The organism is Streptomyces sp. NPDC031497 (assembly GCF_055580905.1).
In genome coordinates this window covers 137,644-149,727 of the sequence record NZ_JBVIKO010000012.1, presented here as the reverse complement: position 1 = coordinate 149,727, position 12,084 = coordinate 137,644, and the positions used below count along the sequence as shown (strand labels likewise).

At 72.1% G+C, this 12,084-nt stretch carries 6 protein-coding genes and 1 tRNA gene; 3 read left to right on the top strand and 4 right to left on the bottom strand.

The window, feature by feature from the left end; all coding sequences use genetic code 11:
- Positions 1 to 2: 2 nt before the first annotated feature.
- Positions 3 to 1,478: a cellulose binding domain-containing protein gene (locus ACZ5K7_RS25210; RefSeq protein ID WP_468916352.1), complete on the bottom strand. Its 1,476-nt coding sequence runs from the start codon at positions 1,476 to 1,478 to the stop codon at positions 3 to 5.
- A gap of 260 nt (positions 1,479 to 1,738) precedes the next feature.
- Between ACZ5K7_RS25210 and ACZ5K7_RS25205 the strand changes: the two genes are divergently transcribed.
- On the top strand, positions 1,739 to 4,675 hold the full coding sequence (locus tag ACZ5K7_RS25205) for a glycoside hydrolase family 48 protein (RefSeq protein WP_468916349.1): 2,937 nt from the start codon (positions 1,739 to 1,741) through the stop codon (positions 4,673 to 4,675).
- A gap of 170 nt (positions 4,676 to 4,845) precedes the next feature.
- On the top strand, positions 4,846 to 7,503 hold the full coding sequence (locus ACZ5K7_RS25200) for a cellulose binding domain-containing protein (RefSeq protein ID WP_468916346.1): 2,658 nt from the start codon (positions 4,846 to 4,848) through the stop codon (positions 7,501 to 7,503).
- 59 nt (positions 7,504 to 7,562) lie between these two features.
- Here ACZ5K7_RS25200 and selD read toward each other — a convergent pair whose 3' ends face one another.
- A complete protein-coding gene (gene selD / locus ACZ5K7_RS25195; RefSeq protein ID WP_468916343.1) occupies positions 7,563 to 8,609 on the bottom strand; it encodes a selenide, water dikinase SelD in 1,047 nt (348 codons plus the stop codon).
- Positions 8,610 to 8,693: 84 nt separating this feature from the next.
- Here selD and ACZ5K7_RS25190 point away from each other — a divergent pair.
- Positions 8,694 to 8,786, top strand: a tRNA-Sec gene (locus tag ACZ5K7_RS25190).
- Positions 8,787 to 8,809: 23 nt separating this feature from the next.
- Here the strand turns inward: ACZ5K7_RS25190 and selB are convergent.
- Positions 8,810 to 10,591, bottom strand: a complete 1,782-nt coding sequence (gene selB, locus ACZ5K7_RS25185) for a selenocysteine-specific translation elongation factor (protein WP_468916340.1) — start codon at positions 10,589 to 10,591, stop codon at positions 8,810 to 8,812.
- A gap of 3 nt (positions 10,592 to 10,594) precedes the next feature.
- Positions 10,595 to 11,959: an L-seryl-tRNA(Sec) selenium transferase gene (gene selA, locus ACZ5K7_RS25180; RefSeq protein WP_468916337.1), complete on the bottom strand. Its 1,365-nt coding sequence runs from the start codon at positions 11,957 to 11,959 to the stop codon at positions 10,595 to 10,597.
- Between the last annotated feature and the right edge of the window lie 125 nt (positions 11,960 to 12,084).

Genomic DNA, 12,084 nt, shown 5'->3' with positions numbered 1-12,084 from the left:
GGCTAGGAGTTGACGGCCTGGAGGTGGTCACGCAGCCCGGCGCCGTACGCCGTCGGCGTACCGCTGTAGTCGGAGATCAGGGACGGGCCGGAGGAGCAGTCCCACGTGTTCCAGGTCCAGCCCAGATAGGACAGGCCACGGTCGTCGAACCACTTCATGACCTGGTCCACGAACCCGTGCGAGCAGGTGTTCTCGCCGATCTCCCCGGCGACCAGCGGCACCTGGGCCGCGACCGGGGCGAGGGTGGAGTTCCAGCAGCTCTCACTGGCACAGGTGTTGAAGTTGTAGACGTGGTAGGCGGCGACGAGATTGCCGGCCGGGTCGGTGGGCTTGTACGCCGGCCACTGGCCGAGGTCGTTGGAGTACGCCAGCCCGCCGATCATGATGACGTTCTTGGCGCCCGCCGACCGGACGGCGTCCACCAGATCCTGCATGCCGGCGACCTCGTAGCCGATACCCGGGCAGGTGCCGCCGTCCCGCCAGCACTGCCAGGCCTGGGTGGTGGTGGAGGTCGCCCGGTCCGGGTACGGCTCGTTGAACAGGTCGAAGACGGCCGCCGGGTCGTCCTTGAAGGTGCCGGCCACCGAGGACCAGAAGGACGGGCTGTACTGCGCGTCCGGCATCGGCTTCTGGCAGGTGGCGTGCACGTCGGAGCAGCCGGCGGAGTTGCCGGTGTACTGGCCGTAGGACCAGTGCAGATCGAGGATCGGCGTCATGCCGAACGACTCGACGCGGGCCACCAGGTCCTTGACCGCGTTGATGTAATTCGCGCCGCCGTACTCGGGCTTGACGTTGGACAGGCCCAGCCAGCACTCCTCGTTGAGCGGGATGCGGACCGCGTTCGCCTTCCAGCCGGCGATCGCCTTGATCGCCGCGTCGTCCACCGGGCCGTCCCAGATCCCGTATCCCTGCACGCACATGAACTCGCCGCCGGAACGGTTCACGCCGAGGAGACGGTGGGCCGTGCCGCCGGCGTCCACGAGCTTGGTGCCGGAGACATGCAGGGCGGGCGCCGCGCCGGTGCCGGGCGGCTCGGTCGGGGTCGGAGTGGGAGTGGGTTCGGAATCGACTTTGCAGGTCGTGCCGTTGAGCTTGAACGCCGTCGGCACGGCGTTGCTCCCCGACCAGGAGCCGAGGAACCCGGCGCTGACACTGGCGCCGGTGGCCAGCGAACCGTTCCAGCTCTCGTTCGTGGCGGTGACCGTCGTACCGGACTGGGACCACTTGGCGTTCCAGCCCTGGGTGATCTTCTGGCCGTTGGCGAAGCCGAAGCCGAGGCTCCAACCGCTCATGGCGGCCATGTTGTTGGTGAGGGTCACGGAGGCCTGGAAGCCGGTGTCCCACTGGCCGGTGACCGTGTACCGCACCGTGCACGCCGGCGTTGCTCCGGACGCCGACACCACCGGCACCAGCGCGGACCCGACGAGGGCGACCGCACCGGCGACGGCTAAGAGAACTGAACGCGGAGGGTGTCGCATGAGCGACTCCTTGCAGCTCGGGCGCGTCCTGACGGACGCGTCGACTGAACGGAATCGCTCCCACTGGTGCGAAGGAAGGTAGCGCCAAGTGACAGCAAAGAACAGGGGAGTTGCTTGACTTTTCCTCAGCGCGTCCGTCGAATCTTTTCGACTCTTCAACGGCCTTGACCGCACCATGCCACGTCTCCACTATGGGAGCGCTCCCACTGGTTCAAGCCTTGACTTCTTCCCGAGCCGCAAGCGCAAGGAGGAACCAGCACATGCATCCCGCACACCCCCCGCACCCCGGGCGGAGACGCAGAGCCGTACGACGGTTGTGGACGGCCGTCATCGCCGCCCTGGCCCTGCCCCTGTCGATGCTCGCCACCGGCACGACCCCCGCCCACGCGGCGACGGTCCAGTGCAGCGTCGACTACAAGACCAACGACTGGGGCACCGGCTTCACCGCCGACCTGACCCTCACCAACCGCGGTACCGACGCGATCAACGGCTGGACGCTGACGTACGCGTACACGGGCAACCAGAAGCTGACGAACGGCTGGAACGGCACCTGGTCCCAGTCCGGCACCTCGGTCACCGTGCAGAACGCGTCGTACAACGGCACGATCGCGGCGGGCGCGGCGGTCTCGACGGGTGCCCAGTTCTCGTACACCGGCAGCAACGCGGCGCCTACCGGCTTCGCGGTCAACGGCACGACCTGCGCCGGCGCGCACCAGCCGCCGGTCACCGTGCTGACCAGCCCGAGCGCGGGCGCGGTCTACACGCAGGGCGACGCGGTGCCGCTGGCGGCGACCGCGGCGGCGGCGGACGGCGCGACGATCAGCAAGGTGGAGTTCTACGACGACACCACGCTGCTGGGGACGGACACCTCGTCGCCGTACTCGCTCTCAGCCACCGGTCTGACCGTGGGCGGCCATTCGCTGGTGGCGAAGGCGTACGACAGCCTGGGCGCGTCCGCGTCCTCGACCCCGGTCGGCATCACGGTCGCCTCCGGTCCCGCCGTGGTCGCCTCGCCCACCCAGCTGGGCGTCCAGCAGGGCGCGACCGGCACCTTCGGGGTGAGCCTGTCGAAGCAGCCGACCGCGAACGTGACGGTGTCGGTGGCCAGGACGGCCGGGAACACCGGGCTGTCGGTGAGCGCCGGATCGTCGCTGACCTTCACCCCGTCGAACTGGAGCACCGCGCAGAAGGTGACCGTCGCCGCGGACTCCGCCGGCACCGGCACCGCGACCTTCACCTCGTCCGCGACCGGCTACACGAGCGCCGCGGTCACCGTGACGGAGCTGGCCGCGTCGAAGACGTACGACGCGCGCTTCCTGGACCTCTACGGGAAGATCACCAACCCGGCGAACGGCTACTTCTCCCCCGAGGGCATCCCGTACCACTCGGTCGAGACACTGATCGTCGAGGCCCCGGACCAGGGTCATGAGACCACGTCGGAGGCCTACAGCTACCTTCTCTGGCTACAGGCCATGTACGGCAAGGTCACCGGCGACTGGTCCAAGTTCAACGGCGCGTGGGCCCTCATGGAGAAGTACATGATCCCGACCCACGCCGACCAGCCGACCAACTCCTTCTACAACGCGTCCAAGCCGGCCACCTACGCCCCGGAGCTGGACACCCCGAACGAGTACCCGGCGAAGCTGGACAGCACGGTGCCGGTGGGCTCGGACCCGATCGCGGCCGAACTGAAGACCGCGTACGGCACGGACGACGTCTACGGCATGCACTGGCTGGAGGACGTCGACAACGTCTACGGCTACGGCGACACGCCGGGCGGCGGCTGTGAGGCGGGCCCGACGGCCGACGGGCCGTCGTACATCAACACCTTCCAGCGCGGCGCGCAGGAGTCGGTGTGGGAGACGGTCCCGCAGCCGACCTGCGACGCCTTCAAGTACGGCGGCACGAACGGGTACCTGGACCTGTTCACCGGCGACTCGTCCTACGCCAAGCAGTGGAAGTACACGGACGCCCCGGACGCCGACGCGCGTGCGGTGCAGGCCGCGTACTGGGCGGACGTGTGGGCGAAGGCGCAGGGCAAGGGCGCCGATGTCTCCGCCACCGTCGGCAAGGCGGCGAAGATGGGCGACTACCTGCGCTACGCCATGTACGACAAGTACTTCAAGAAGATCGGCAACTGCGTCGGACCGTCCACCTGCCCGGCCGGCACCGGCAAGGACGCCTCTGACTATCTGCTGTCCTGGTACTACGCGTGGGGCGGGGCGACCGATACGAGTGCGGGCTGGGCGTGGCGGATCGGGTCCAGCCATGTGCACGGGGGCTATCAGAATCCCTTGGCCGCCTATGCGTTGAGTTCGTACGCCGACCTGAAGCCCAAGTCGGCGACGGGAGCGGCGGACTGGGGCACGTCCCTCACCCGGCAGCTGGAGTTCTACCGCTGGCTGCAGTCCTCCGAGGGCGCCATCGCGGGCGGTGCGACGAACAGCTGGCAGGGCAGGTACGCGAGTCCGCCGGCCGGTACGTCGACGTTCTACGGCATGTACTACGACTGGGAGCCGGTCTACCACGACCCGCCGTCCAACCAGTGGTTCGGCTTCCAGGCCTGGTCGATGGAGCGGGTCGCCGAGTACTACCAGCAGACCGGGAACGCCACGGCCAAGGCGGTCCTCGACAAGTGGGTGGCGTGGGCGCTGTCCAAGACCACGATCAACCCGGACGGCAGCTACCAGATCCCCTCGACGCTCCAGTGGTCGGGCCAGCCCGACACCTGGAACGCCTCAAGTCCCGGCCCCAACAGCGGACTTCACGTCACCGTCGCCGACTACACGAACGACGTGGGCGTGGCGGCCGCGTACGCCAAGACATTGACGTACTACGCCGCCAAGTCCGGCAACGCGACGGCGAAGTCCACGGCCAAGGCGCTGCTCGACGGCATGTGGGCCAACTACCAGGACAGCCTGGGGATCGCGGTGCCGGAGACGCGGGCCGACTACAACCGCTTCGACGACAGCGTGTACGTGCCGAGCGGGTGGTCCGGGAAGATGCCGAACGGCGACGCGGTCAACTCGTCGTCGACGTTCGCCTCGCTGCGGTCCTTCTACCAGGACGACCCGGCGTGGTCGAAGATCGAGAGCTACCTGGCGGGCGGGGCCGCGCCGTCGTTCACGTATCACCGGTTCTGGGCACAGGCGGACATCGCGCTGGCGATGGGGTCGTACGCGGAGCTTCTTGAGTAGTCCCGGTGATTGCGGTGGTCGGCTGCGGGTTTCGTCGTGGCTGGTCGCGCAGTTCCCCGCGCCCCTTCGGGGCGCTGCAGCCGGGCCGTCCTCACCCGCACTGGGGGCGGCCCGGCAACTCTCACCCTGTTCGGAAAGCGCTTACCCGTCTCTCGCGGAAGGGACTTCCCGTGCGAAGAACCCGCATCCTCACCGCCGTCCTGGCCCTCGCCGCCGGGTTGCTCGCGGGCACCCCGCCCGCGCTCGCCGCCCACGAGAGCGCGAAAGTCACGCTTGCCGCCGACAGCTACACCTGGAAGAACGCCCGGATCGACGGGGGCGGGTTCGTCCCCGGGATCGTCTTCAACCGCGGCGAGAGGAACCTCGTCTATGCCCGTACCGACATCGGCGGCGCCTACCGCTGGCAGGAGTCGACGAAGACCTGGGCGCCGTTGCTGGACTCGGTCGGCTGGGACGAGTGGGGGCATACGGGCGTGGTCAGCCTGGCCTCGGACTCGGTCGATCCGAGCAAGGTGTACGCGGCCGTCGGGACGTACACCAACAGCTGGGACCCGACGAACGGGGCCGTGCTGCGCTCCGCCGACCGGGGCGCCAGCTGGCAGAAGACCGATCTGCCCTTCAAGTTGGGCGGCAACATGCCCGGCCGGGGCATGGGCGAGCGGCTGGCGGTCGACCCGAACAAGGACAGCGTGCTCTATCTGGGCGCGCCCAGCGGCAAGGGGCTGTGGCGGTCGACGGACTCCGGGGTGACCTGGGCGCAGGTGACCGACTTCCCCAACGTCGGTGATTACGTGCAGGATCCGGCCGACTCCAGCGGCTACGCCTCCGACAACCAGGGCATCACCTGGGTCACCTTCGACGAGTCGACCGGTACGGCCGGTACGGCGACGAAGACGGTCTACGTCGGGGTCGCCGACCTGCAGAACTCGGTGTACCGCTCGACGGACGCGGGCGCCACCTGGACCCGGCTCGCCGGCCAGCCGACGGGATACCTCGCGCACAAGGGCGTACTGGACGCCGTCAACGGCTACCTGTATCTCTCCTACAGCGACAAGGGCGGCCCGTACGACGGCGGCAAGGGCCGGCTGTGGCGGTACGCGACCGCGACCGGCACCTGGACGGACATCAGCCCGGTGGCGGAGGCCGACACGTACTACGGCTTCTCGGGACTGACGGTCGACCGTCAGCACCCCGGCACGGTGATGGCGACGGCGTACAGCTCCTGGTGGCCGGACACCCAGCTGTTCCGCTCCACGGACAGCGGCGCGACCTGGACGAAGGCGTGGGACTACACGTCGTACCCCAACCGCTCGAACCGCTACACGATGGACGTCTCGTCCAGCCCGTGGCTCACCTTCGGCGCGAACCCGTCACCGCCCGAACAGACCCCGAAACTGGGCTGGATGACAGAGGCGCTGGAGATCGACCCGTTCAACTCGAACCGGATGATGTACGGCACGGGAGCGACGCTCTACGGCACCGAGAACCTGGGCGACTGGGATTCCGGCGGCCAGTTCACGATCAAGCCGATGGTGCAGGGCCTGGAGGAGACGGCGGTCGAGGACCTGGCCGCGCCCCCGTCCGGCGGAGCCCAGCTCTTCAGCGCGCTCGGTGACATCGGCGGCTTCCGTCACACGGACCTCACCAAGGTCCCCTCGCTGATGTACACGTCCCCCACCTTCACGACCACGACGAGCCTGGACTTCGCGGAGACGAATCCCAACACGGTGGTGAGGGTCGGCAATCTCGACTCCGGTCCGCACGTCGCGTTCTCGACGGACAACGGCGCCAACTGGTTCGCGGGGACGGATCCTTCGGGGGTGAGCGGCGGCGGTACGGTCGCCGCGGCCGCCGACGGCAGCCGGTTCGTCTGGAGCCCGGCGGGCACCGGCGTCCAGTACACGACGGGCTTCGGCTCGTCCTGGTCGGCATCGAGCGGGATCCCGGCCGGGGCGGCCGTCGAGTCGGACCGCGTCGACCCGAAGACCTTCTACGGCTTCAAGTCCGGGAAGTTCTACGTGAGCACGGACGGCGGCGCCACCTTCACGGCGTCCGCCGCGAGCGGCCTCCCCAGCGGCGACAGCGTGCGTTTCAAGGCGCTGCCCGGCACGAAGGGCGATGTGTGGCTGGCCGGCGGCGCCACGGACGGCGCGTACGGCCTGTGGCACTCGACGGACGGCGGGGCGAGCTTCAGCAAGCTCTCGAACGTCGACCAGGCCGACACGATCGGCTTCGGCAAGGCCGCGACCGGCGCCTCGTACCAGACCCTCTACACCAGCGCGAAGATCGGCGGGGTACGCGGCATCTTCCGTTCCACGGACAAGGGCGCGACCTGGACGCGTATCAACGACGGTGCCCACCAGTGGGGTTGGACGGGCGCGGCGATCACGGGCGATCCGCGGGTGTACGGCCGGGTGTACGTCTCCACGAACGGCCGGGGCGTGATCTACGGCGACACGGCCGGAGGCGGCGACGACGGCGGAGGCGGCACGGATCCCACCCCGGCCGGCGCCTGCACGGTCGCCTACGGCATCACCAACCAGTGGACGGGCGGCTTCCAGGCGGACGTCCGGCTCACCAACACCGGCTCTGCGTCCTGGACCGGCTGGTCCCTGGCCTGGTCCTTCCCGAACGGCCAGACCGTCGGCCAGCTCTGGAACGCCGACTGGACCCAGTCCGGCGCGACCGTGACAGCGAAGAACGTCGGCTGGAACGGCACGGTCGCGGCCGGCTCCTCGGTGTCCTTCGGCTTCACGGGCACCTGGACGGGGACGAACGCCGAACCGTCGTCCTTCAGGCTGGGCGACCAGACCTGCACGGTCGCCTGAGGGACCGAGGGCGCGTGCCGCACCGGGCACGCGCCCTCTCGACCGCTCGGCGGGTCCGGTCAGCGCACGACCAGTCGGTGCGGTCCCGCCGGGACCAGTTCGCCGATGACCGGGGCGCCCGGGACCTCGCCGGCGACGAGGAGGCCGCCGGAGGTCTGGGCGTCGGCGAGGAGGAGCCGGGTCAGTTCGCCGGCGTCGCCGAAGTCCGTGTGCGGGGTGACCCATGCGAGGTTGCGGCGGGTGCCGCCGCTGATGTGCCCGGTGCGGGCGGCCTCCAGGGCGCCGTCGAGGAACGGCACCGCGGCGGAGTCGACGACGGCGGTCACGTCCGACGCACGGGCGAGCTTGTACAGGTGGCCCAGCAGGCCGAAGCCGGTGACGTCGGTGGCGCAGACCGCCCCCGCGGCCACCGCGGCGCGCGCCGCGTCGCGGTTGAGCGCCACCATCGTCTCGATCGCCTGCGGGAAGACCTCGCCGGTCGTCTTGTGCAGGTTGTTGAGGACTCCCAGGCCCAGCGGCTTGGTCAGGGACAGTGGCGTCCCCGGCCGTCCCGCGTCGTTGCGCAGGAGGTGGTCCGGGTCGACGGTGCCGGTCACCGCCATGCCGTACTTGGGTTCCGGGTCGTCCACGCTGTGGCCGCCCGCCACGACGCAGCCCGCCGCCGCGGCGATGTCCATCCCGCCGCGCAGTACTTCTCTCGCCAGATCGAACGGCAGCACGTCGCGGGGCCAGCACAGCAGGTTGACCGCCACGAGCGGGGTGCCGCCCATGGCGTAGACGTCGGAGAGCGCGTTGGCGGCGGCGATGCGGCCCCAGTCGTAGGGGTCGTCGACCACCGGTGTGAAGAAGTCCGCCGTGGCGACGGCGGCCGTCGCGCCGGCGTCGCCCGGCAGCCGGATGACCGCCGCGTCGTCGCCGGCTTCGAGGCCCACGAGCAGGTCGCCCGTGGTGACGCCGGGCGTCCGCGGGGCCGTCAGTCCGGCGACGATCTCCTCGAGTTCACCGGGGGGAATCTTGCAGGCGCAGCCGCCGCCGTGGGCGTACTGCGTGAGCCGTACGGTCCCCTGCTGTGGTGGCTCGTGGACGCCGGTTCGTGTGCCGGTCATGCTGCATCAATCCTTGCGGGTGAAGGGGAGCGCAGTGTGGCGCGTTGACTTGCCCGGGAATGCGACGGTTCGATGGCGCTGCGGGGAGGCGTAAGGGTGCCTGGTGGCCCTCCCGGTCTTCAAAACCGAGGTGTCCGAGCAACTCGGGCAGGCGGGTTCGATTCCCGTCCGTCTCCGCCGGTCAGCGCGTGCCGGCCGCGTCACCGGCCGTCCAGGGCTGTGGCGGGGCAGCGGCGCAGCGCGGCGTCCACCCGTACGGTGTGGCCGTGCCGGTCCAGGTATTCCAGCAGCGGGACGGCGACCCGGCGCGTGGTGTCCAGCGCCTGGCGGGCCTGGCTGGTGGTGAACGGCTGCTCCAGCCGGGCGAGGACGGCCGCGGCTTGTACGTCCGCGTCCGGCAGCAGCACGATCCCCTGGCCGATCCGCAGCAGCGTTCCCGCGGCCTCGGCGGCCGCCAGCAGCTTGGGAGTGAGACCGAGTTCGTGCAGCCGCTCGGCGTCCGGGGCGTGGAACGGCGCACGGGCGAGGTCCGCGCGTACGGCGGCCACGGCGGCCTCGATCGCGGGCGGCAGCGTGGGGCCGCCGTGGCTGCCGTAGAGCCGGCCGTCGCTGTACCGCAGGCCGGGCGACTGTGCCCGGAGGGCGTCGACGAGGCCGCGCTCCGGCAGTCCGAGCGTCTGGCGGGCCGCCTCCAGGGGCATGCCGGGTTCGAGGGGGTGGCGGGCGGCGTACTCCTCGACCGCCTCGGCCAGGCGCTCCCGCAGTGCGGCCCAGTGGGCCGGGTCCGCCAGCCACTCCCCCGCGACCGCCTCCACCGGCGGTGCCACGCCCATGGCGAGCAGCTCCGAGCGGCGGATCAGGCCGCGTCGGCGCAGTTCCCCGGCTCCGTCGGCGCGTTCCGGCGCCGCCGCCAGTTCCCGGGCCCGGTCCGCCGCCGCACCGCGCCGGGTCAGCCGCGGCGGGCGGACGTCGAGCACGGTGATCCCCGCCGGGACGCGGTGCAGTCCGGGGTCGCGCAGCAGCGCGCCGTCGCCGACGCGCAGCGGCAGCGGTGCGGCCAGTCGCAGGCGCGCGGTGTCCGCGCCGAGCGGGCGGACCGTCACCGGCACCGCCGCGGAGCCCGCGTGCAGGGTGAGGTCGCGCGGCAGATCGCGGGCCGCGTCGCCGCGCAGCCGTACGTCCACGAGGTCGGTGGTCAGCCAGCGGTCCGGGGTGAGCAGCGCGTCCCCGCGGCGCAGCTCCCCGGCGCCCGGTCCGGTCACGTTGACCGCCACCCGCGCGACCGCCCCGGCCTCCCGGCACGGCTCCTTGAGGCACTCCAGCCCGCGTACCCGGAGCGTCCGCCCGTCGTGCGCGCGCTGGAGCCGGTCGCCGACGCGCACGGTCCCCGCGCCGAGGGTGCCGGTGACGACCGTGCCGTGGCCGCGCACCGTGAACGCCCGGTCCACCCACAGCCGTACGTCCGCGGCGAGGTCCGGGGCGGGCAGGTCGCCGGTCATCCGGACCAGGGCGGCGCGCAGCGCGTCGAGGCCGGTACCGGTCACCGCGCTGACGGCCACGCCCGGTACGTCGCCCAGGGACGACCGGGCGATCCGGGCGAGCGCCTCGGCGCGGGCCGCGTCCGGTCCGGCCAGGTCGCAGCGGGTGACGGCGAGGACGCCGTGCCGTACCCCGAGCGCGTCCAGGACGGACAGGTGCTCCTCGGACTGCGGCTGCCAGCCCTGGTCGGCGGCGACGACGAAGAGGACGGCGGGGACCGGGCCGACCCCGGCCAGCATGTTGCCCACGAGGCGTTCGTGCCCCGGTACGTCCACGAAGGCCACGTCGCCCGCGCCGGGCAGCCGCGTCCACACGAAACCCAGGTCCAGCGTCATGCCCCGGCGCCGTTCCTCCGCCCAGCGGTCGGGCTCCATCCCCGTCAGGGCGCGCAGCAGCGCGGACTTGCCGTGGTCGACGTGTCCCGCGGTGGCGACGACGTGCACAGGTCAGCTCCCTGTTCCCGGCCCGGCCGCACCGGGCGGGACCTCGGCCAGGCGCACCGCCCGGGCCAGCAGTGCGTCGGCCTCCGGCGGCAGCGCCCGCAGGTCCAGCAGGCAGCGGCCGTCCTCCACCCGGCCCATGACGGCGGGGTCGGTCGCGCGCAGCGGGGCCGCGTAGGTGGCGGGCAGCGAGACGGCGGCGCTCGGCAGCGTCACGCCCGGCGCGCCGCCGCCGCCGACCACCGCCTCGGTGTCGACGGCCCGGCTGTCGAACCCGTCCGCGCGCAGGTCCGCGGCAAGGTCCCGGGCGCGTTCCCGCAGCCGTACGGGGTCGGCGCGCAGCGCGGTGACCGTCGGCGGGACGGGGCCGCGCACGGTCGCCTCCAGGGCGGCCAGGGTGAGCTTGTCCACGCGCAGGGCACGGGCCAGCGGGTGCCGGGCCAGCCGCCGCACCAGTTCCGCGTCGCCCAGCACAAGCCCGCACTGCGGTCCGCCGAGGAGCTTGTCGCCGCTGGCGGTGACCAGGGACGCCCCGGCCCGCAGCCAGGTCGCCGCGTCGGGCTCCCCGGGCAGTGCGGGCTCCGGGGTGAGCAGGCCCGAGCCGATGTCGGCCACCACGGGCACGCCCAGCGGGGCCAGTTCGGCGACGGACGCCTCCCGGGTGAAGCCGGTGACGCGGAAGTTGGAGGGGTGGACCTTCAGGACGAAGCCGGTGTCCGGGCCGACAGCCGCGGCGTAGTCGGCGGGGGTGGTGCGGTTGGTGGTGCCGACCTCGCGCAACCGGGCGCCGGTGGAGACCAGCAGGTCGGGCAGGCGGAAGCCGTCCCCGATCTCCACCATCTCGCCCCGGCTGACGACGATCTCCCGCCCCTGGGCGAGCGCGGTCGCGGCCAGGACGAGCGCCGCCGCGCCGTTGTTGACCACATGGGCGGCCTCGGCGGCCGGCACGGCGCGCAGCAGGGCGTCGAGCGCGGCCCGCCCCCGCCGGGACCGGGTCCCGGTGGCGAGGTCGAGTTCGACGTCCGTGGTGCCGGACGCGGCCAGCACGGCGTCCCGGGCGGCCGGTGAGAGGGCGGCCCGGCCCAGGTTGGTGTGGAGCAGTACGCCGGTGGCGTTGACGACCGGGCGCAGGGCGCAGGCGGTGGCGGGGAGGGTGGCCACGGCACGGTCGGCGATCTCGTCGACGGGTACCTCGCCCGCCCGGGCCCGGGACTGCACTCCCGCGACCACGTCCTTGACCAGCTCCCGCCCGAGCCGCCGCGCCGCCGCGGTCAGCCGGGGATCGGCCAGCAGCACATCGGTGCGCGGCAGCCGCCGCCGCTCGTCGGCGGGCGGTCCTGCGTCCGCCGCGCCGGCGTGGTCGCGCGCCATCTCGTCCACCTTCGCTCCGGCCCTGCCGACGGCAACCCGGCCAGGCTAGGTCGACGGCAGCTCCCGGAGCCCGCGCCGCACCGTGCACGGTCCGGCCCGGACCGGTACGGCTCTACGGCTCATGC

Excerpts from the sequence above, each read along its gene's own strand:
- selD (WP_468916343.1), bottom strand. The coding sequence starts at position 8,609 with ATGACCGGCACACGAACCGGCGTCCACGAGCCACCACAGCAGGGGACC.
- selA (WP_468916337.1), bottom strand. The coding sequence starts at position 11,959 with ATGGCGCGCGACCACGCCGGCGCGGCGGACGCAGGACCGCCCGCCGAC.
- ACZ5K7_RS25210 (WP_468916352.1), bottom strand. The coding sequence starts at position 1,478 with ATGCGACACCCTCCGCGTTCAGTTCTCTTAGCCGTCGCCGGTGCGGTC.
- ACZ5K7_RS25205 (WP_468916349.1), top strand. The coding sequence starts at position 1,739 with ATGCATCCCGCACACCCCCCGCACCCCGGGCGGAGACGCAGAGCCGTA.